The 20773-nt window shown below is 52.1% G+C and carries 18 protein-coding genes; 8 read left to right on the top strand and 10 right to left on the bottom strand.

The annotated features are described in order from the left end of the window. Positions 1–134: 134 nt before the first annotated feature. From tcyJ to fliA, 3 genes are all read right to left on the bottom strand, one after another. Positions 135–935 (bottom strand): cystine ABC transporter substrate-binding protein, encoded by an 801-nt coding sequence (tcyJ, locus tag B9Y90_RS23885; protein WP_039294702.1) that lies wholly within the window; start codon positions 933–935, stop codon positions 135–137. A gap of 86 nt (positions 936–1021) precedes the next feature. Beyond that, on the bottom strand, positions 1022–1567 hold the full coding sequence (gene fliZ / locus B9Y90_RS23880) for a flagella biosynthesis regulatory protein FliZ (protein ID WP_085542843.1): 546 nt from the start codon (positions 1565–1567) through the stop codon (positions 1022–1024). Between the two features lie 38 nt (positions 1568–1605). Continuing rightward, entirely contained in the window at positions 1606–2325 is a 720-nt protein-coding gene (fliA, locus tag B9Y90_RS23875; protein WP_008453816.1) for an RNA polymerase sigma factor FliA, read from the bottom strand. A gap of 386 nt (positions 2326–2711) precedes the next feature. Between fliA and B9Y90_RS23870 the strand changes: the two genes are divergently transcribed. Both B9Y90_RS23870 and B9Y90_RS23865 read left to right on the top strand, forming a co-directional pair. Further along, a complete protein-coding gene (locus B9Y90_RS23870) occupies positions 2712–3668 on the top strand; it encodes an ATP-grasp domain-containing protein (protein ID WP_254902745.1) in 957 nt (318 codons plus the stop codon). 4 nt (positions 3669–3672) lie between these two features. Then, entirely contained in the window at positions 3673–4389 is a 717-nt protein-coding gene (locus B9Y90_RS23865) for a class I SAM-dependent methyltransferase (protein WP_085542841.1), read from the top strand. 71 nt (positions 4390–4460) lie between these two features. Here B9Y90_RS23865 and B9Y90_RS23860 read toward each other — a convergent pair whose 3' ends face one another. The 4 genes from B9Y90_RS23860 to B9Y90_RS23845 all read right to left on the bottom strand — a co-directional run bounded on the left by B9Y90_RS23860 (position 4461) and on the right by B9Y90_RS23845 (position 11482). Beyond that, positions 4461–5588: a DegT/DnrJ/EryC1/StrS family aminotransferase gene (locus B9Y90_RS23860; RefSeq protein ID WP_085542840.1), complete on the bottom strand. Its 1128-nt coding sequence runs from the start codon at positions 5586–5588 to the stop codon at positions 4461–4463. A gap of 40 nt (positions 5589–5628) precedes the next feature. Beyond that, positions 5629–8982: an O-linked N-acetylglucosamine transferase family protein gene (locus tag B9Y90_RS23855; protein ID WP_085542844.1), complete on the bottom strand. Its 3354-nt coding sequence runs from the start codon at positions 8980–8982 to the stop codon at positions 5629–5631. A gap of 39 nt (positions 8983–9021) precedes the next feature. Next, entirely contained in the window at positions 9022–10449 is a 1428-nt protein-coding gene (locus tag B9Y90_RS23850; protein ID WP_085542839.1) for a hypothetical protein, read from the bottom strand. 196 nt (positions 10450–10645) lie between these two features. Next, entirely contained in the window at positions 10646–11482 is an 837-nt protein-coding gene (locus tag B9Y90_RS23845; protein WP_085542838.1) for a flagellin N-terminal helical domain-containing protein, read from the bottom strand. A 400-nt stretch (positions 11483–11882) separates the two neighbouring features. Between B9Y90_RS23845 and fliD the strand changes: the two genes are divergently transcribed. From fliD to amyA, 4 genes are all read left to right on the top strand, one after another. Next, positions 11883–13304, top strand: a complete 1422-nt coding sequence (gene fliD, locus B9Y90_RS23840) for a flagellar filament capping protein FliD (RefSeq protein WP_039294726.1) — start codon at positions 11883–11885, stop codon at positions 13302–13304. A 9-nt stretch (positions 13305–13313) separates the two neighbouring features. Beyond that, a complete protein-coding gene (fliS, locus tag B9Y90_RS23835; RefSeq protein ID WP_039294729.1) occupies positions 13314–13724 on the top strand; it encodes a flagellar export chaperone FliS in 411 nt (136 codons plus the stop codon). Further along, a complete protein-coding gene (gene fliT / locus B9Y90_RS23830) occupies positions 13724–14086 on the top strand; it encodes a flagella biosynthesis regulatory protein FliT (RefSeq protein ID WP_039294732.1) in 363 nt (120 codons plus the stop codon). The genes fliS and fliT overlap by 1 nt, the downstream gene beginning before the upstream one ends. Positions 14087–14155: 69 nt before the next feature. Then, the gene (amyA, locus tag B9Y90_RS23825; protein WP_085542837.1) at positions 14156–15643 is read left to right on the top strand and encodes an alpha-amylase; all 1488 of its coding nucleotides are present in this window, start codon (positions 14156–14158) and stop codon (positions 15641–15643) included. A 478-nt stretch (positions 15644–16121) separates the two neighbouring features. Here the strand turns inward: amyA and yedD are convergent, their stop codons facing one another. Then, positions 16122–16541 (bottom strand): lipoprotein YedD, encoded by a 420-nt coding sequence (gene yedD, locus B9Y90_RS23820; RefSeq protein ID WP_085542836.1) that lies wholly within the window; start codon positions 16539–16541, stop codon positions 16122–16124. A 195-nt stretch (positions 16542–16736) separates the two neighbouring features. Here yedD and yedE point away from each other — a divergent pair, with 195 nt between their 5' ends. Together yedE and yedF are read left to right on the top strand one after the other, a co-directional pair. Further along, positions 16737–17951 carry a selenium metabolism membrane protein YedE/FdhT gene (yedE, locus tag B9Y90_RS23815; protein ID WP_039294741.1) on the top strand — a complete coding sequence of 405 codons (1215 nt, stop codon included), beginning with the start codon at positions 16737–16739 and terminating at the stop codon, positions 17949–17951. Further along, positions 17948–18184, top strand: coding sequence for a sulfurtransferase-like selenium metabolism protein YedF (yedF, locus tag B9Y90_RS23810; RefSeq protein ID WP_016537040.1), 237 nt, complete (start codon positions 17948–17950; stop codon positions 18182–18184). Before yedE ends, yedF begins: the two co-directional genes overlap by 4 nt. 29 nt (positions 18185–18213) lie before the next feature. Here the strand turns inward: yedF and B9Y90_RS23805 are convergent, their stop codons facing one another. Then, complete coding sequence (locus B9Y90_RS23805) at positions 18214–19068, bottom strand: MurR/RpiR family transcriptional regulator (protein WP_085542835.1); 855 nt, start codon at positions 19066–19068, stop codon at positions 18214–18216. Positions 19069–19375: 307 nt separating this feature from the next. Continuing rightward, positions 19376–19987 carry a YadA C-terminal domain-containing protein gene (locus tag B9Y90_RS23800; RefSeq protein WP_085542834.1) on the bottom strand — a complete coding sequence of 204 codons (612 nt, stop codon included), beginning with the start codon at positions 19985–19987 and terminating at the stop codon, positions 19376–19378. Positions 19988–20773 lie beyond the last annotated feature (786 nt).

Below are 20773 nucleotides of genomic sequence, written 5' to 3'. Positions count from 1 at the left end.
AACGGATTCGGATTTTCCCATGAGTAGCATTACTGGCAGAGCCAAAAAGCCGATAACCACGTCCATAGGACGTGGTATTCAGTTAGAAATAAAAAAAGGTGCTGAAATCAGCACCTTTTCACTGTGATATCGGGTTACTTAGTGACGTCCGCACCGAACCATTTATCGGACAGCTTAGCCAGAGATCCGTCTTTCTGCATCTCAGCGATGGCTGCGTCGATGGCTTTCAGCAGATCTTCATTGCCTTTACGCACGGCAACGCCCGCTTCCTGACGGGAGAACGCATCCCCCGCTACCGCCAGCGTGTTGTTGGTTTTCTTCACCAGATCCAGCGCAGCGAGGCGGTCAACCAGAATCGCGTCAATACGGCCCACGCGCAGATCCTGATATTTGGTTGGGTCATCATCGTAGGTACGGATATCTACGCCAGGCACGTTTTCACGCAGCCACTGTTCGTAGTTAGTCCCGAGGCCCACGCCCACTTTTTTGCCCTTCAGGTCAGCCGCAGTTTTAATGCTGCCTTCGTTGCCTTTTTTCACCAACGCCTGAATACCGGAAATGGTGTAAGGGGTGGAGAAGTCGTATTTTTTCTTACGTTCGTCGGAAATGGTGACCTGGTTAATCACCACGTCAATGCGTTTAGAATCTAAAGACGCCAGCATACCGTCCCACTTGGTCGGTTTCAGCGCGGCTTTTACGCCCAGGTGCTGAGCCAGCTGTTCGGCAAACTCAACTTCAAAGCCGGTCAGCTTGCCGTCATCGCCCTGGAAACTGAACGGCGGATAAGTGCCTTCCAGCCCCACCAGCAGCGTGCCGCGCTCTTTCACTTTATTCAGAAGATTTTCAGCCGCGAAGGTTTTCACGCTTGCGCCGGCCACCAGAGCAACGGCCAGCACGCCCATCAGCGCCTGACGCCCCATCATTTTTAATTTCATGTTTACCCCGATTATTTACATTTTTTTGTAGTGTAGCGGGCGGCTTCGGGATATATCAAAACCAGTCCGCTACAACTTATGCAAATTTAGTATATATCGGAGGTTGCGCTAATTTCCTGACGCGGGATCGCATGTCCCTGCACCTGAAATTGCCAGTATTTGCGTAATGCGATGCGGTAATTATTGGTGCTGGTACGGGGCAGCCAGGCGTCCAGCGTCTCGTCCAACAGGCCTTGCAGCGAGGCGGGAAGCGGGACTTTATGCTCGCTCAAATGGTTCCCCAGGCGGCGCAGACGAACCACGTATTCACGAATCGTCCCGTGGCTCATTTCAGTCTGCTCAAACAGATACTGTTTAAAGCCAATAATATCGAAGTAATTGTTTTGTTCTTTGCAGTGCAAATCACCGCAAAAACGACACAGCGCCATCCACTCTTTTTGCTCGATAAGCCAGGTAGCTTCATCAATAAGTGTATCAAGTTGAGCTATGGTGGCTTTATTGATAATCACCCCGCTGCGCGTGAGCGTGATGCGGTCGAGCAGCTTACTGCAATGTGCACAATGTGTCTGGGTGTGTTTGAAATCTTTGAGATAGCGGCTTAATGGCCGTCTTTTTGACTGCTGCACCGTCATGATAATTCCCAGGTCGTCAGATAATTGTGCGGCACTCCCTACAACTTACCCAGTTTGGTGCGCAAACGCTTGATCGCCTGGCTATGCAACTGGCTAACCCGTGACTCACCCACATCAAGCACCGCGCCAATCTCTTTGAGATTCAGCTCTTCCTGGTAATAGAGCGTCAGCACCAGTTGTTCGCGTTCCGGTAAAGCCTCAATGGCTTCCATTACGCGCTGGCGAAGATTGCTGTCCAGTAATTGCTGTAGCGGGTTTGCCTGCTGGTGTTCCTCGGTGACCAGTTCAATGCTATCGCCATGCTCTTCCCGCCACTCGTCATAAGAGAAGAGTTGGCTGTTATTGGTGTCGAGCAACATCTGGCGATACTCTTCGAGCGGGATGTCCAGTCGCTCCGCGACTTCCGTCTCGGTAGCGTTACGCCCCAGCTCTTGCTCCAGTTGACCAATCGCCTGTGCCACACCGCGAGCGTTACGCCTGACGCTTCGCGGCACCCAATCACGGCTGCGCAACTCATCAAGCATCGCCCCACGGATGCGCTGCACCGCGTAGGTAGTAAATGCCGTTCCCTGCAGGGCATCGTAACGTTCGACTGCATTCAACAACCCGATGCCGCCTGCCTGTAGCAGATCGTCGAGCTCCACACTCGCCGGCAGACGTACCTGCAGGCGCAATGCTTCGTGACGCACAAGCGGTACATAACGCTGCCACAGCGAGTGTTTATCCATTACACCTTCAGCGGTATACAGTGAATTCACGATAAACAGCCCTGCGTTAGTTGAGTTATCGGCATGATTATCCGTTTCTGCAGGGGTTTTAATCGGATGAATAGTGGGTGAAATGGGGGGTTATTTGGAGGTTATGAAGAAATAAACCCCTCGAAATTTAACCATAAAGTATGGCAAATCATGTTCCGGCTTACTTAAAAGTATCAATTGGTTGTTAAATATTAACGTCACATACTATAGCGAAACCGGAGAAATTAAGCCGGAGAATCTATCCGGTAAAAAAAGGATAAAATCATCTGTTATTCCAGGCCTGATCTCTGGCCGGGTTATCATACAATGATAAATATACGCGTCGTTTCTCTGCGGAAAGCTCCCCCTGCCGCCAGGCGAAGCAGATTACAAGACAGGTCATTTACATGAACATTTTAATTACGGCTATAGGGTCAATGTCTGCACCAGCCGTGATAAATGCGCTGAAACGCGCATCCCACACCGTCATTGGGTGTGATATTTATCCCGAAAAATGGGTGTATGCTTCTCGTCTGGTCGACAATTTTGTACAGGTTCCCCGTGCAACGGATAGCCAGGATTTTATAGAAAGTATCAATGCAATTTGCGACCAACATCGCATTGAAGCCATCATCCCGCTGACCGATGTCGAAGTGGACGCGCTTTCTGATGCCCGCGGTGAACTGTGTTCATCCGCCACGCTGGCGCTGATGGCCGCGGATGCCATTACGCTCGCCAGGGACAAACTGACCTGGAGTAAACAATTTGCACATAACGGCATTTTTCTTCCACTGCCTGCCGTAGCACTTGCCGAGTCACACGAGCTTGCATTTGGTTTCCCGGTCATTCTCAAACAAAGGCATGGCCGCAGCAGCGAAGGGCTTCGCCGCGTGGAGACCGAAGCCGAACTGACTGAGCTACGTCAGCGGCTGAACGGCAATGACTGGATTGTCCAGCCGTATCTGCCAGGAGATGTTCACGTCATTGATATTGTCCGGCAGCGCGAGTCCGGCGAATGGGTGGGCGTTGCCCGCAAAGAGCTATTGCGCACCGCGAACGGGGCCGGATTAACCGTTGAAATCCTCCAGGATGATGGGCTGCTTGCCAAAGCGGCAGAAGTTGCCAGGCTGCTCGACCTGAACGGCTGCATCAATATTGAATTTATGCGCCACCCCACCGGGGATTACCTGATGGACATAAACCCCCGCTTTTCCGCTGGGGTCGAATTTTCGGTCATGGCAGGCTACGACATGATTACCAATCATCTCCATTGTTTCACCCGCCAGCCTATACAACCTGCCGTTGTCGTACAAAATGCCGTTTTTACGCGCCATTACGTCGCTGAGAAATCATTCACAGGATAGAGATATGAGCCAAATAACAGAGCCTGAAAAGCTCACCACGGCCGAGGACTGGGACCATAAATGGCAGGGTATCTTCGACCATTATCAAAACGATCTTCGCCACGCCTACTATATTGATGCGGTCAGAAAAAGCCGTGAAAAGCGGGTTCTGGAGATTGCTGCCGGTAGCTTTCGCGATATCGTCCAGTTGACAAAGCGTGGCGCAGAGGGCCACGGAATAGACTTTTCGCCAGAATCCGTGAGTCTTGCGAAAAAGCTTTACCCCTCCCTGCAGGATCGTTTTTCCGTGATGAATGCCTTCGAGCTGCAGTACCCGGACAAGCATTTTGATGTCAGTTACCACAATGGGTTTTGGGGGCTATTTGCGGATGAAGATATCCAAAAAATGGCGCTTGAGCAGGCCCGTATCACTCGCGGCAGAATGATCGTCACGGTACATAACGCCCATAATCAGTCATTTGCTGATTACTTTAAGGTGAAAAAAGAGACCGACTCGCTGTTTAACATCCGCTTCTTTACCGTCGAACAGATGCAGGAAATCCTCGGCAAAGTCGCCCGCAAAGTCACCATTATCCCGGTTGGCAAAGGCAAAAAAACGCACGAAGACTGGCTGATACGCCACGGCCTGCATAATCCACTCTTGATTAACGGCATGTTCAAATTGTCCGGCCAGCGCTACCTTGAGCGCAGCGAGCGCTTGATGTGTATCGCCGAGCTCTAACAGCACGTTCAACACAGTAAAAAGGGCCTTGTCGCAAGACAAAGCCCTTTTTTATTCACACAATCGCCCTGCTATGCGGCGACGCTTTGCCCTTTAGCAATCCGCCTGACTGCCGCGATAATACGCAGTTGCTGTTCTTCTTCGAGATCCGGGAATATCGGCAAACACAGCACCTTGTTAGCCAGGTCGTTGGCTACCGGCAAATGCTCCGCCGAGGAGGACGGCAGATGCCGGTACATCGCGAAGGAACTGATAAGCGGATAGAAATAGCGACGGGTATAAATCCCCTCTTCTTTTAATGCGTCGTACAGCGCGTCGCGGCTCACCGGGAAGCGTTCATCTATCAGCACGGGATAGTAAGCGTGGTTCCACTCGTAATCGCTTTTCTGGGTATAAAACTCAAGGCCAGGAATATCGGCCAGACCTTCACAGTAGCGCTGATAAATGTCGGCCCGGGCGCTTAAGGCGCCGTCAATATGCTGAAGCTGCAACAGGCCAAACGCCGCCTGCACCTCATTCATTTTCGCGTTAATGCCCGGCGCAATTACCGTCGTTTCGTCGGCAAAGCCAAAGTTTTTCAGGTAATCAATGCGTTTCTTGGTTCTGGCGTCCGGGCAGATAATCGCCCCGCCTTCAATAGTATTAAACACTTTGGTGGCGTGGAAACTCAGGATAGACAAATCACCGCAGTTCAGGATGCTGCTACCGTTTTGCTTCACGCCAAAGGCATGCGCCGCATCGTAAATAACTTTGAGGCCATAGGTGTCGGCGATACGCTGAATTTTATCCACATCGCAGGGGATGCCATAGCAGTGCACTGGCATAATGGCCGTCGTTTGCGGGGTGATCAGCGCCTCAATCGCGTCGGCATTAATATTGAACGTCTGCGGGTCAATATCGGCAAAGACCGGCGTCAGGCCATTCCACAAGAGGCTGTGCGATGTCGCCACAAATGAGTAAGGCGTGGTGATTACTTCGCCGCTCAGACGCAGCGTCTGGAACGCGGTCAGCAGCGCCAGCGTGCCATTAGAGAACAGCGAAAGATATTTTACGCCCAGATAATCGGCCAGCGCCTGCTCTAGCTGCTGATGAAATGGCCCGTTGTTGGTCAGGTATTTATTCCCCCAAATCTGCTCGAGGTAAGGAACAAACTCCTCCAGAGGCGGAAGCAGAGGGCTGGTGACAAAAATATTTTTCATAGTACACCTCGGTGTGAAACCAGTTGGCGCGGCCCGCGCCTTATTCCAATACTGTGAACGTACGGTGTGCTTCACCGGCACAGTAAATTCGCCATGCTTCCCGCAACGCTCGTCCAAAAGTGTCAGCCACGTTGAAGCCGTCCGCGGTTTCCGCCGGCATTCTTTCACGCATTGTCATGCGTATTTCATTCAGTTCAGGGAGCCGGTCGCACCAGCTCAGCGCCTTCTGGATGTAATCTTCTTCGCTGTAGGCAATAAAGTTTTCCAGTCCATGAATGCGCATAATATCGACACCCTGTCGGGCAGCCATTGTGGCACCGCACAGCGTCAGCGTTGGCACGCCCATCCAGCAGGCGTGGTTACTGGTGGTGCCGCCAGAGTAGGGAAATGCATCAAGTAAAATGTCGATTTCATTGTGGTAAGCCAGATAATCAAGCAGCGGTGCTCTTTTCTTGAATATCAGGCGCGACGGTTCAATACCCAGCAGCTCGAGTTTCCTCGTCATCTCGACCACCATTTTTTCATCGTTCATAAAACCGATAACAAATTTGGCTTCAGGAGACTGTGCCAGGATAGTGGCCCACACCCGGAGGACTTCGTCGTTGATCTTTTTAGGGCGATTAAAGCTGCCGAAGGTGAGGTAACCGTTTTTAAGCGCCGGCAGAGGTTCGATATCGGGGCTTTGCGGATCGGGCTCAAAGAACTTACGCATCTCAATAAACATGATGCTTTCGGTCAGTTGCTGTTCAAGATCGGCTGGCTCAGCGAGCGTCGCGGTCACAATGCGGTAATCCATCGTTTTCAAACCGGTTGTGCCGGGGTAGCCAATCCAGGAGATTTGTACCGGTGCAGGGCGAAGCGCAAACGCCGGCAGACGGTTGTCAGAAGTGTGGCCCGAGAGATCAAACAGAATATCAATCCCGTCATGATAAACTTGTTCAGCAAGCTGCTGGTTGCTTAACTTGTCCACCTGCCGCCATAGCACGGAACCGGCTGCAAAATGTTCAGTGACCTCGTCATGAACATAAGAGGTGCTGTACCCCACCAGCTCGAAATGATTTCTGTCCAGCCCATCCCAGAACGGCGCTAAGAAGTGACTTACGGGATGCTTGCGTAAATCCCCGGAAACAAAGCCCACGCGCAGTTTTTTATCAGGATTTTTTATACCCCGATAAGGCAGCTGCAGATGACAAGCCGCGGCCCATGCGCCTACCGTCTCACCGTATTGCAGATGTTTCTGGTACAGCTGCTCTGCCGTTACCTTATGGTCGTGGGTCATTGCAAACAGCAGTGCGGTAAAGTAGTCAAAATTACTCGGTTCCAGCGCGATCGCTTTGTTAAGAAACCAGGCGGCCTCGTCAAGTTTTTGGCTGTCGCTGAGAATGATCCCCATCGTGGCAAAGTGAATCGCTTTCACCTCGTCGCAGCGTAACGAAACACGAGAACACTTTTCCGCCAGGGACATTTCACCCAGCTGGTAATATGAGTACGCAAGGCTATGCCAGAAATTGACGTTTTTATCTTCCAGCCTTAACAACCCCTGCAGGAGAAGAATCGCGTAATAATGTTGGTTTGTTTTCTGTAGCCCTGTCGCCAGATCGTAATAAATATCCAGACTGGAGAAATAGTGTCCCATCAGCCGACAAAGCACTTCTTTTGCTTCATCCCAACGATTGGACAGCACAAGCGTTCGCGAATAACAGCGAAGCGCGGCAACATCCTCTGGGTTCTCTTTCAGTAGCTTCTCAGCACAGGTTTTCGCATCCTGAATCTTTTTCTCACGAATTAAACGATTAATCCGGTCGTAAGTATCTTCCGCAAGTTCTGATTCACGCTGGGGTAAGTCATTAACATCTTTGCTAAGCAAGCCGCCTCGCGATATCGAAACACTGAGCAGCAGCAAATTGTTCAACAGCGGTAGCAAAAATTGTGTTTTCCCCGTACGTAAAAAAAGCTGGTAGTGCTTTTTCCAGGCCACCGGAGACCCCGTCAACGCGCCTTTTTTACGTAGCGACATAAAACACTGCCACGCCTCGGCATCCACACCGGCTAAACCGTGTTGCAAATAGCGCCATTCTTCAGGCGTGACAGAAAACTCGCCACCCCAGAGGTTCCTGTATACTTGTGAGGCATTCTCTTCTGACACGCCGTTTTTCAGCGATAAAATTGGCCGTAGCGTGTCATTTTCAGCCCGATCATAGGCCCCTGGAGTACAGCGCCAGTAGAGTCCGGCAGGCTGAGTGAGATACAGATCTTTCAGTACGTTCAGGACTGCCTCCCGCACGTCGGTATTGTCTTCCGGCTTGCGGCAGTTAATGACCAACTGTTCGACGCTTAGGCTGAATGGCCAGGCAGCCCCCAGCAGATCCAGAATGCGTAAAGTGATCGGATTCTCGCTACTAGACTGCTGCCCATCCCCGCCAATATGGCCGTTGTATATCGCCCCATTCTCGTTCATTTTGCGGCTAAAGTTTCCCGCCCAATAAAGTGATTCGAGGCACGAACTATCGGGCAATGCCGGGAGGTGTTCTTCGGTTCTGGTCGCACTGAGCAGACTGAAGCGCTCGGAACGCGATACCGCAAAATCAAGATATTGTTGGGCGGAGATGCGCTGCTGCCCGGCGACGAGGGCGTGTAGCGTTGCGACCTTTTCACCATAAGCGCGCGGCAGCTCATACTGAGGCACCGCATCGCCAACATAGCGCAATCCCAGGTCGCCGACCTGACGGCAAAACTCAGTAAAAGACAAGGCTGCCGTGGTCGGAGAGAGATAACGCAGGGTCAGGGCAAGATCGCTCTCTTTCTCAGCCTGTTCAACCTGGGCTTTAAGTGTCCCTTCCGGTAGCGTCATCGCCAGATAGCTCAGCATGCCTCGCGCAGCATTGACCTGAGACTCAGGATCGGCATTCGCGTCCCGGGCTGCATGGTAGCCAAGCGCTTCGCGAATCGCCGCGGTGTCAGGTTCGCCAGTGGAGGGATACCAGTGCAGGCAGACAACGCCGGAGGCAGAAAGATTTTGGCGGCACCAGAGCAAGAGTGCCTCTCGCTCCTGGCGGCCGAGTAACGAGAAAATACCGCGAATCACGATGTAGTCAAACTGCCCGCCTTCAGTGGCGAGAATATCCCCAAGTCCGGCGGTGAACAGCTCAATATTGCTGAGCCCTAATGCCTGAGTATGGCGCTGCCCTTTGGCAATCAAGCTTTCATCAATATCAATCCCCATCACCTGGCTTTCCGGGCACGCCAGCGCGTGGGCCGTAATGCATCCTCCCTCGCCACATCCTATTTCCAGCACGCGCGCGTGCGCAGGCTCCACCGTAGAAAGATGGTAGACGCAGGCCGCAGACTGAATAGCAACGGGCGAAATACGGTGATCCGGGTAATACTGACTCACGTTATGCTTATCCATTATTTTGAAGAAATAAATGCAGACTCAACCGATTAACGCGCTGTGCTTTTCCAACAGCGACGCTTTGTATCGACGATAATCCTCACTCTCAGCCCCGGAGTGACTCAGTACCCAACTAAACGCATCCTCGCCATGTTCCGCATCCACGAGAGTACGCGGCTGAACCCGGCCTATCGCCATTTTGTCCAGCGCGCTAAGCTCATTTTCGACGGCGGCCAGTGCCACTTGATCGAGGAACCGCTCGGCATTGTTGCGTTGTAAATTGAGATCGATAAACCGGGCCACGGCTGCCAGATATTTCGTCGACAGCTCGCCCCCTTCACAATAGAGACATGTCGCCAGAATCGACGCCCAGAACGGCGCGGTATCATCCCAGGCCAGCAGTAAGTCTTTGACCTCTAGCTGCCCTTTCATCCCGGTCCACGACTTCCTGACGAGGCTGTTCGGCTCAAGCAGCAGGACAGGCGCGGTCATTTTTTCCAGCGCATGAGATAAAAAGACCAGCCGGCGACTGGCACAGTGCACATTCGCGGCCGCGCCCGGCGCCACTGCCTCGCTGCTTAACGAAATAGCCAGTTCAGGCATCGCGTCGCGAAGCCCTGCAATCTGCTGAGTCAGGCCAGCATCACAGTTATAAATATGGAAATGAACGTTAAGCTCGTCGCGATTGGTGTCGAAGAGAGAAAGCAGTAACGGCAGGCCATGAGCGGTAAAACCAGCGCGATCGCACGCGATCAGCACGGTAGTTTTATGATTACTGGCCGGCTCAATTAACCAGCAATAACGGCCAGCATCAGGCTGCCCGTCGGTCACGGATAAAGCGCTAAAGTCGATAAAGGAGTCCGGACGGCCTCCCAGCTTGTAGATAGCCGTGACGACCATCAGCAGCGCCATAGGATCTTCCCCGATAAGCGCCATGTTCTCAGTAAGCTGCTGAATAATGACATATGCCTGATTAAAATCTTCTTCCATCAGGCAGATGAGCAAGAGAATTTTTAGTGCAACGGGTGACTCACTGAGCTCGGAAAGATTATTGGATATAAGGAAAACGGCAGAATTTATTTCATTAATGCGGAACAGGATCTGAACGGCGACAACCAGATAGTTTTTATTCCCGTCGAGCTTTAGTGCCTCAACGATACATTGCGTGATTTTCTCAACATTCTCCGCGTCAATCGCCTTAGACTTTTCTCCAGAAGGGCCGCAGAGTGCCGCATTTGCCAGAATAATTGCCCCAACCATCAGCTTTAACGCTCTGTCTTGCTCGTGATTCAACCCCGTCTGTGCCTGGTTTAATTTGTCTTCGAGGCCAGCAAAATCGGCATTGGCAAAATTCAGGACTTCCGTCACCAGCCACGCAGGTAAAACATCGGCTTCCGGCAGGTTAATCGCTCGGGTAAATAGATCGCGATAATATTGATGCATTGCCCGAGTGCGGGAGAAACTGTTCATAACTGTCCTTTGGTTGCAATATTTTGCCAGACGGGTGATTGTCTGATGCTAGCACCCGGCCCGTAAGCATAATGCGCTGAACAAAACCGAAATTAACGCCTTAACCTTCATATTAAAAACACCCTGTCACCCCCTTTCTGCAAAAACAAAAAAAGGCTGCTGTTTCCAGCAACCTTTCTTGTAGCAGTCTGCGAAATTAACGCAGCAGGGACAGCATTGCCTGTGGAACCTGGTTTGCCTGAGACAGCACGGAAGTACCAGCCTGCTGCAGGATCTGCGCACGGCTCATGTTGGAAACTTCGGTCGCGTAGTCAGCGTCCTGGATACGGGACTGAGCAGCAGACAGGTTGGTGATGGAGTTGTTCAGGTTGTTGATGGTAGATTCGAAACGGTTCTGAATCGCACCCATGTTAGAACGTGCAGTATCGATTTTCGCGATAGCAGCATCAGCAGCAGAAACAACAGCCTGTGCAGTAGAGTGGTCAACGATTGAAGTGCTCAGGCCAGCGCTCAGGCTAGCGGAAGAGGCGTTGATCAGAGAGTCGCTGCCGATAACGATGGTATCGTTAGAGGTGGTGTTAGCGCCAACCTGGATGTTCAGACCAGTAGAAACAGAACCGTCCAGCAGGTTTTTGCCGTTGAAAGCAGCGCCGCCAGAGATACGGTCGATTTCAGACAGACGCTGGGTGATTTCAGTCTGGATGGATTTCAGGTCAGTGGTGCCGTTGGTATCGGTAGCAGCCTGCAGGGACAGTTCACGGATACGCTGTAAGTTGGTGTTGATCTCGTTCAGGTTACCTTCAGCGGTCTGAACCAGAGAGATACCGTCGTTAGCGTTACGAGCCGCCTGAGTCATACCCTTAACCTGGGAAGTCATACGGTTGGCAATCGCCTGACCAGCAGCATCGTCTTTCGCGCTGTTGATACGCATACCGGAAGACAGACGCTCGATAGCGGTACCCAGTGAAGACTGAGATTTGCTCAGGTTGTTCTGAGTAGTCAGGGACAGCAGGTTAGTATTGATTACGGACATAGTATTAATTCCTTAAAAATTGGGTTTAGGTTCGGTGCCTAACACTCACGGCGTCTCTCACCGTCAACAAGGTTATCGACGCCCTCAGTTCCAACTTTAGAATTAATGATAAAAAAAATTCAACACACTGAATTTAAAAGAAATTAATTTCCACAATTGTCCCAGACCTCAACTTTCCTACACTTTTATAATGCGTTTATTGCCCGTTCGAAAATATATCTTTGCGGCACGGAGGTCCATCAGCCACGCTATTAATGAATACGTCTTTTCCGACAATCGTCATATAAGGCCGATCCACGGCCTGCTATTCGGCTGATTATTTTTTTTACCTGGCTGTAAACTTTTCATCGAGTCAGCCGATAAGTTAATGAAACTACCAGCGACTTAAAGGAAGACATCAATGGCATCGATCTCTAGCCTTGGAGCAGGCACGACCCTGAACCTCCAGGACACTTACGATAAGCTTTATGCGGCAGAGCAGACAAAACTAACTATTTTTGATACGCAGACCAAAACTTATCAAGCTCAGTTTAGTGCCTTTGGTCAATTAAAAACGGCGATATCGGGTCTGGAAACGGCGACGGCAGCGCTGACCAAAAGCGGTGCCCTGCTGGCAACGTCTGTGAGCAGCACGAATACTGCATTCAGCGCCACTACGACCAGTGATGCCATTCTTTCTGACTACACGGTTAACGTCCAGCAGTTGGCGAAAGGCCAGGTATTAATGTCCGGCAGTATCGCCAGCAACACGGCTCAGCAAGGGGCGACAACGGGCGGAACGCGTACACTTACCATCACGCAGCCTGGGACGACGACCCCGTTAAGCGTGACGCTTTCCGACAGTGACACCTCATTAAACGGTATCGCAAAAGCGATCAATGGGGCCAACGGGAATGTTTCGGCCTCAGTCGTTAAAGCCAACGACGGTGATTACCGCCTGATGCTGACGTCCAAGAGCACCGGCGCTAATTCGGATATGACCGTAACCGTCACCGGTGACGACCAGTTGCAGGGCGTGATTGGCTACAACTCTGCCAGCAAATCTGGCGCATTGAGCGAGCAAACGGCGTCGCAAAATGCCAAAGTGTCGGTAAACGGCGTCGTGATCGAACGCCAGAGCAACAGTATTAGCGATGCTATGCCGGGTGTAACTCTGAACCTGAAAGCAAAAAGCACCGCCGACGAAACGCTGAGCGTGACGCGCACAACCGATGCCAGCAAAAAAGTCATTAATGATTGGGTAAAAGCCTATAACACCCTGCAGTCAACGATTGCGACCGTGACCAAATATGTAAAAGTTGACCCGGGTGCAGCACAGGATAGCAGCAACGGCGCGTTGGTCGGCGACAGCACCGTTCGCGGTATTCAGGCGGATATTCGCAGCATGCTGACGCAGGTTCAGGGCGGCGATTTCAGCATTATGGCGCAGCTAGGGATTAGCCAGGATCCGGTGCTGGCACCTGATGGTTCCAGCGCACTGAAAGTGGATGATGCCAAGCTGACTAAAGCGCTGAGTGATAACCCACAGGGCGTGATCAACTACTTCGTTGGTGACGGCAAAACGACCGGTTTTGCAACCCAGTTGGACACCAAGCTGAACAACATGCTGAGCACCAGTTCCATCAACGCCGGCGTCATTAAAAACGCGCAGGATGGCCTAACCTCAACATTGAAAACTGTAGCAGACCGTAAACAGGATATGAGCGACAGTATCGATGCCACCATGGCTCGCTACAAGGCTCAGTTTACTTCCCTGGCAAACCTCGTCAGCCAGATGACCAATACGGGGAACTACCTGGCGCAGCAGTTCAACAAAAGTTAAGGATGTAATATGTACAAGAGTTCTGGTGTACAAGCCTATCAACAGGTCGGTCTGGAAAGCGCCGTTATGAGTGCCAGTCCACACCAGCTCGTGGTCATGCTGTTCGACGGGGCACTCAGTGCCCTGGTGCGAGCCCGCCTGTTTCTGGAACAGGGGCAAATGCCACAAAAGGGAGAGGCGCTCTCCAAAGCCATTAACATCATTGATAACGGACTAAAAGCAGGTCTGAATATGGATATCGGAGGGGAACTGCCTGGTAACCTTGCGAATCTTTATGACTATATGGTGCGGCGTCTCCTGCACGCTAACTTGCGTAATGATGCCGACGCAATCAGCGAAGTAGAGCGATTGCTTACCAATATTGCAGATGCATGGAAACAAATCGGTCTTTCTCCCTCTACACTTCAGGATGCTATCTGATGAATGATTTCATCTCATCCCTCAATGAGTGGTATGCCCTGCATGCGCTCAGCCAAACCATGCTTGACCTTGCTCACTCTGGACAATGGGATGAGCTGATAGAACAAGAAGTGAAATACGTTCAACTGGTAGAAGCGATTGCCAATAACCCGATTGCGCAGTCAAGCCAAAGAAGTCAGGAAGAAGCAAAGGCGCTGCTTGATATGATTCTCGCCAATGAAAATCAAATCAAAGGGCTGCTTAACAGCCGCCTGAGCGAGCTTCGCGATCTGATTGACCAAAGTGGTCGCCAAAAATCACTGAACAACACCTACGGTTTTCTCTCCGGTAACGTGTTAACACCGAGTGACCTGAACCAGTAAACCTACCGTATTTCGATTCTTATTCCATACTCCAGAAGTCAGCTAAATGACTTCTGGAGCGCGGAAAAGATGACGAACCCCACCCTGTTACAGTTTTTTCACTGGTATTCCCCCGGCGACGGAACGCTTTGGTCAGAAGTTGCTGACCGTGCGGCCAGCCTCAGCGACATCGGCATCAACATGGTTTGGCTTCCCCCAGCGTATAAAGGCAGCGCGGGCGGTTATTCGGTGGGCTACGACAGTTACGATCTCTTTGACCTCGGTGAGTTTGACCAGAAAGGCAGCGTCGCCACCAAATACGGGGATAAAACGCAGTTGCTGGCAGCAATAAAAGCCCTGCGGGACAAGGGTGTTTCAGTGCTGCTGGACGTTGTCGTGAACCATAAAATGGGCGCCGACGAAAAAGAGCACATCCGCGTCAACCGGGTAAATGCCGATAACCGCAACGATATCTCGCCTGAGGTTATCGACTGCGAGGCCTGGACCCGCTACACCTTCCCCGCCCGTGCCGGGCAATACTCACAGTTCATCTGGGACTACAAATGCTTTAGCGGCGTGGATCATATAGAAAACCCCGACGAAGACGGCATCTTCAAAATCGTCAATGACTACACCGGCGAAGGCTGGAACGACCAAGTGGACGACGAGCTGGGGAATTTCGATTATCTGATGGGAGCGAATATCGACTTCCGCAACCAGGCGGTAACCGAAGAGCTTAAATACTGGGCACGCTGGGTGATGGCGGAAACGCAGTGCAACGGCTTCCGGCTCGATGCCGTCAAACACATCCCGGCCTGGTTTTACAAAGCGTGGATTGAGCACGTCCAAGAAGTGGCGGACACGCCGCTGTTTATCGTGGCGGAATACTGGTCGCACGAAGTGGACAAGCTGCAGGAGTATATTGCCCAGGTAGACGGCAAAACGATGCTGTTTGACGCCCCTCTGCAAATGAATTTCCATGAGGCATCCCGGCTTGGGCGCGATTACGACATGAGCCAGATTTTCACCGGCACGCTGGTTGAGGCCGACCCGTTCCACGCCGTCACGCTGGTAGCTAACCACGACACCCAGCCGCTGCAGGCGCTTGAGGCCCCCGTGGAAGCCTGGTTTAAACCGCTGGCCTATGCGCTAATTCTGCTGCGCGAAAACGGCGTGCCATCGGTGTTTTACCCGGATCTTTTCGGCGCAAGCTACGATGATAAAGGTGGCGACGGGCAGAACTACCACATTGATATGCCGGTCATCGAACAACTAGACGACCTGATTCACGCCCGGGAGCGCTTTGCCCACGGCGTACAGACTTTGTGGTTCGATCACCCTAACTGCGTTGGCTTTAGCCGCAGCGGTACGGCAGAAGCCCCAGGCTGCGTGGTTATCATGTCCAACGGCGATGACGGCGAAAAGCACATTACCTTAGGCGAAAATTTCGGTGAGAAAAACTGGCGTGATTATCTCGGCAATCGCGAGGAAACGATTCACACTGATGCAGCAGGGAGCGCAACCTTTACCTGCCACGGCGGCAGCGTGAGCGTTTGGGTGCTGGAGGATGTGCTGTGAGTTAGCTTCGTCTGACGCACCGCCTGGCAGTAGTCAATACCCACGACCATGTGACGCTCGATAAAGGTTCCGTTCACTTCCAGCCCTGTTTTATCTGTAGCTCCTGTATCTGTGAACGTCTTAGGGGAGTCACCGTCACTCCCCTAAGAACCCGGACTCCCGGCGAAATAAATCGACCGCTGAAGCGGCAGACCTCCGTTTTATCTCCCAGTCCTGGGTCGGCTGAGATGCGTTCCCGACGCTCTCAACCTCCGGCCGTTCCCGACGTCCGGACCCTGGCCAGTCGGAGAGAAAACGAAGGCGATTTAAGCCGGAACCGTGCCTCGCTTTATGTTTAGCGCTGACTTAAAACGCAGCGTCGCTTCTTACCCTCACCCTAACCCTCTCCCTAAAAGGGAGAGGGAATAAATTGCGTACTGTTCTGCCTGTTGTTTTCCCCCTCGCCCCTCTGGGGAGAGGGCCGGGGTGAGGGGATTTATTAGTTTTTGGACACTTTGCTATCTAAAGGATTTTTAGCCAGGAAATCTGCGCATTCCGGCGTCAAACGATCGACACGCTTCAACGTCATCCCGGCATATTCCAGCGTGTCGCCGCTCAGCTCAATATCGTAAATTTCACGTTTAACGGTGACGTTGCGCAGATCGCCAGACAAATGCGACAGCTTACCCGGTACCCCAATCACCCGCTGCCACTGGCGGCAATCCAGCGTATCGCCCTGCGGCGTGACCACCAGCGAAGCAATCGCCTCCGGGCTAACCAGCTCGCTCTGCGGCCCGCTGGACTGCCAGTAGCCCGCCATGCCCGCTGGCGCTTCGGTATGCACTACTTGCTTATAATCTCTGACCTCGGTGCAGCCGCTCAGTGCCACCAGCGCCGCCAATACTAAAAGCTTCTTCATCGTCTATCCTGACTGCGGAGAAAAAATAATTCTGGCATTAAAGCCCGATGCCTGCCAGCAATTCCGCCTGGGGCACAAAAATTGATCCAGATTGTTTTTTCGTCTTTTCAGCCTGTTAAGCCCAAAAGATGGGCGTATGATTGCGCCTTCTTTTGCCCTTCGCGGCACGTTCTTCTGAGTTCAGAGGCGAAAACAATGACCTGGCACTCCTTTAAACACCAATACCTGGTAACCTTCTGGAAACCGATGCCCGCGGTGATCGCGGCCGGGATCCTCTCCACCTATTACTTTGGCATCACCGGCACCTTCTGGGCCGTGACCGGCGAATTCACCCGCTGGGGCGGCCAGCTCCTGCAGCTGATGGGCATTCACGCTGAAGAATGGGGTTACTACAAGCTGATTCATCTCGACGGCAGCCCGCTGACCCGCATTGACGGCATGATGATCATCGGCATGTTTGGCGGCTGTTTTGCCGCCGCGCTGTGGGCCAATAACGTCAAGCTTCGCCTGCCCCAGCACCGCATTCGCATCATTCAGGCCGTGCTCGGTGGGATTATTGCTGGCTTCGGCGCACGACTGGCAATGGGCTGTAACCTTGCGGCATTTTTTACCGGTATCCCACAGTTTTCACTGCACGCCTGGTTCTTCGCCCTTGCCACCGCCATCGGCTGCTGGTTTGGCGCGCGCTTCACGCTGCTGCCGATATTTCGCATTCCGGTCAAACTGCAAAAAGTCTCCGCTGCCTCCCCACTCACCCAGCAGCCGGATCGCGCTAAGCGCCGCTTCCGCATGGGGATGCTGGTGTTTATCGGCATGCTCGGCTGGGGTGGTTTGACCGCCATAAACCAGCCGAAACTGGGGCTGGCGATGCTGTTTGGTGTCGGCTTTGGCCTGCTGATCGAACGCGCGCAGATCTGCTTCACCTCCGCCTTCCGCGACATGTGGATCACCGGCCGCACCCACATGGCCAAAGCGATTATTCTGGGCATGGCGGTCAGCGCCATTGGCATCTTTAGCTATGTGCAGCTTGGCGTAGAAGCCAAAATTATGTGGGCGGGGCCAAACGCCGTCATCGGCGGCCTGCTGTTTGGCTTTGGTATCGTGCTGGCCGGGGGCTGCGAAACGGGCTGGATGTACCGCGCGGTTGAAGGCCAGGTTCACTACTGGTGGGTTGGCCTCGGCAACGTGATTGGCTCTACGCTATTAGCCTGGTTCTGGGATGATATTTCCCCGGCGCTGGCCACCAGCTGGGACAAAGTCAACCTGCTGAATACCTTTGGGCCGCTGGGCGGGCTGCTGGTGACCTACCTGATGCTGCTTGCCGCTTATTTACTGATCGTCGGCTGGGAAAAACGCTTCTTTCGCCGTAAAAACCAGGCTATCGGCACCACAACAGGAGAAACCGCATGAGTCAGAACATTGTCCCGGATTACCGACTGGACATGGTAGGTGAGCCCTGCCCTTACCCGGCTGTTGCCACGCTGGAGGCAATGCCGCAGCTGAAAAAAGGCGAGATCCTGGAAGTGGTGAGCGACTGCCCGCAGTCCATCAATAACATCCCGCTGGACGCCAAAAACCACGGCTACACGGTGCTGGATATTCAGCAGGATGGCCCCACCATTCGCTATCTTATTCAGCGTTAATCATGAAAGGGGCAAAACTGCCCCTTTTATCAACGAACCGGTTTTACCCAGGCCCCAGAGTCCAGCAGGAAACGTTCTGCGCTGGCAATTTTCTGTACTGCCCTGTCTCCGTGCTTAGCCACCAGCATCGCCAGTAAACATTCGGCAATGCCCATTGCCGACACCACGGAAGGAAAGAACGACGGGCTGTGCGCAGAGAAATAAAGCGTGCTGGCGGCATGTTCCGCAAGCGGGGAAAGCGGAGAGTCGGTCAGCGCGACAATTTTGCTCCCGGCCTGCCTGGCCGCACCCAACACGTCAAGGGACTCACGCGAATACGGTGCGAAACCAATCATCAGCACCACATCTTTCGGCGTCAGTTCACGGGTGAAAATTTCGTAATTACTCGCCTGGCCATCGATGAGCGACACGTTCTTATTAAACAGGCGATAGATATAAAACAGCGTGTAGGCCACCGAATAGCTGGCGCGGAAACCGCAGACATAAACATGTTCGGCCGCATCCAGGACGTCACCAGCCTTCTCCATCGCCTCTGGATTTTCGGCCTCAGTGTGGGAAAGATTCACCGCATGGGCGTCAAACACTTCCTGATAGAGTGACGCCGTACTGCCCTTGTCCACCAGCTTCTCTGCCCTTGCCTGATGGGTTTCATTATTCAGGCCAAACTCCTGAATAACGTCGGTTTTGAACTCTCCCCAGCCGACATAGCCCAGGCGCTGGGCCAGACGCAGCAGCGTAGCGGGCTTGACGCCAATGCGTGCAGCAAAAGCCCGCATTGAAAGCGCGATTAAGTCCTTCATGTTATGCAGGCTTAACTCTGCGGCCCGCTGCAGCTCGGGGGTTAATGTCTCGTAATGCTGTTCTAGCTTTTGTTGCGGGGTCATAGGCTGACAGGACGCTCCCATATAGACCGGAAATCCCTTCCGGTTTCTTGACGGTATCGTCCTGATAGTGCAGTGAAATGACTTTAGACGTCAAATGAATGCAGATACCACACTGATATTATTGATAAAAATGATACATCTCTCAACAAACTGGGAGATAAGTCTCATATATACGCGCAATAATCAGCATCAGCGCGACGCAAAGCCCCATGATGCTGAATGCCGCAAACAGGAAAATGAGATAAAAGCGCATCGCTCCCCCTGAGAAAGAAAAAGCCCCATAAGGAGCTTTTGAATACAGCAAGATTTACCACTGCAGAGACGCACCGGCACCCACAACAAAGTTTTGCTGTGAGTCATTCGAGACGGATGCTTTCACCACAGTATTTGCCGTTGCACGAGCGGAGAATCCTACCGCAAGTGCGTTCTCTGCGTCAGTGGTGCCCACCCCGGCGCCGACGGAAAACGTTGCGCCCTGGGTTACCTGTGGGATGTTAGCCATCGCCGCAACGCCAGCGATCCCCGCGGAGGCACGTTGACGGTTTTCATCAACCTGATCTTTTAAGTGGTTAAAGCTACTGCTGCTGACGGTATTTGCTTCCAGTGCACCAAGGCGAGACTCATGATCGGCCAGCTCAGCAGTATTCTCAGCCATCGCCTGGTTAGTCGCCTGCAGCGCAGCTTTGTTCGCTTCGGTATTCGCCATTGCCGCATTGATTCTGGATTGAGCGTAACTGTCATTGTCGTTGATTCGGTTGTTTAGAATATTAATTGACTCATTTTGTCTTTCATTCATTGCCGCACCATTAACCAACGCTTTGTAAATCGTGTCGTTGTCTAAATCAGCCGCATAAACCGCGCCCGCAATATGTGTTACCAGTCCGACACCAACCATTAATACCAGCATTGCCTTTTTCATCTTAAAAACCTACTATATATTCGCTTGTGAAGATTTAGTAAAATCCGATCAAATCGATAGTTAACCGGCTGCAACCGGTTAACTATCACCTCAATAATTTATTAAGCACCATCACTCTTCTTTATTTAATACGTTACTTCCTCAATAGTTTCGTCATAAATCAAATAAGCTTCATCGACTTTCTTTAACCCTCGCCTTTTCTCCCACCCCATGAGGCGCGCACCCAACAGCCCAGCATGACGTTCAGCCGTCACGCTGTAATTTTTCAATTAACGATATACTTATGGTCGGCTGTTCATTTTCCCTGATGCAATACGAGTCTGTTCGCATATCACCCAGAAAAATAAAATAATAATATTGTGTGATAATTCCGGTGCTGAATATGCAATGCCCGGCGGTGAAAAAGATTGATCTGCGTCATGCCATTTAGCATTCATTGAGCATGAAACAAGAAAATTCTTAATGCCTTTCGTATGAAATATTTGATTGTTAATTGAATATTATAAAAAGGTTTAGCGTGCGGAATAATACAGAATTGAAATAAGAATGATTATTAATCGTGCTTATTATATGCAAATAAAAGGCCTGTCGTAGACAGACCTCAGACTGCTGACGAACCCCACTGTTTTTCGGTGGGGTTCTGTTTTTGAGCGACCGCAGGTCGCGATCGCGATTTTTTTCTCTTCACCTGGCCAGCGTTTTCAGCCACAGCCTCCGGGCCACATATCCCCTCATGAAGGCCGTCACCATGCTAAAAAGCCAGCAAAGATGCGCCAGCAGCGCCAT

The organism is Cedecea sp. NFIX57, assembly GCF_900177785.1.
GTDB classification, from domain to species: Bacteria; Pseudomonadota; Gammaproteobacteria; order Enterobacterales; family Enterobacteriaceae; genus Cedecea; species Cedecea neteri_C.
This window is presented reverse-complemented; position numbering and strand designations above follow the sequence as displayed.

Coding starts and splice junctions, on each gene's coding strand:
- tcyJ (WP_039294702.1), bottom strand. CDS start 935: ATGAAATTAAAAATGATGGGGCGTCAGGCGCTGATGGGCGTGCTGGCC.
- fliZ (WP_085542843.1), bottom strand. CDS start 1,567: ATGACGGTGCAGCAGTCAAAAAGACGGCCATTAAGCCGCTATCTCAAA.
- B9Y90_RS23870 (WP_254902745.1), top strand. CDS start 2,712: ATGAACATTTTAATTACGGCTATAGGGTCAATGTCTGCACCAGCCGTG.
- B9Y90_RS23865 (WP_085542841.1), top strand. CDS start 3,673: ATGAGCCAAATAACAGAGCCTGAAAAGCTCACCACGGCCGAGGACTGG.
- B9Y90_RS23860 (WP_085542840.1), bottom strand. CDS start 5,588: ATGAAAAATATTTTTGTCACCAGCCCTCTGCTTCCGCCTCTGGAGGAG.
- B9Y90_RS23850 (WP_085542839.1), bottom strand. CDS start 10,449: ATGAACAGTTTCTCCCGCACTCGGGCAATGCATCAATATTATCGCGAT.
- B9Y90_RS23845 (WP_085542838.1), bottom strand. CDS start 11,482: ATGTCCGTAATCAATACTAACCTGCTGTCCCTGACTACTCAGAACAAC.
- fliD (WP_039294726.1), top strand. CDS start 11,883: ATGGCATCGATCTCTAGCCTTGGAGCAGGCACGACCCTGAACCTCCAG.
- fliS (WP_039294729.1), top strand. CDS start 13,314: ATGTACAAGAGTTCTGGTGTACAAGCCTATCAACAGGTCGGTCTGGAA.
- fliT (WP_039294732.1), top strand. CDS start 13,724: ATGAATGATTTCATCTCATCCCTCAATGAGTGGTATGCCCTGCATGCG.
- amyA (WP_085542837.1), top strand. CDS start 14,156: ATGACGAACCCCACCCTGTTACAGTTTTTTCACTGGTATTCCCCCGGC.
- yedD (WP_085542836.1), bottom strand. CDS start 16,541: ATGAAGAAGCTTTTAGTATTGGCGGCGCTGGTGGCACTGAGCGGCTGC.
- yedE (WP_039294741.1), top strand. CDS start 16,737: ATGACCTGGCACTCCTTTAAACACCAATACCTGGTAACCTTCTGGAAA.
- yedF (WP_016537040.1), top strand. CDS start 17,948: ATGAGTCAGAACATTGTCCCGGATTACCGACTGGACATGGTAGGTGAG.
- B9Y90_RS23805 (WP_085542835.1), bottom strand. CDS start 19,068: ATGACCCCGCAACAAAAGCTAGAACAGCATTACGAGACATTAACCCCC.
- B9Y90_RS23800 (WP_085542834.1), bottom strand. CDS start 19,987: ATGAAAAAGGCAATGCTGGTATTAATGGTTGGTGTCGGACTGGTAACA.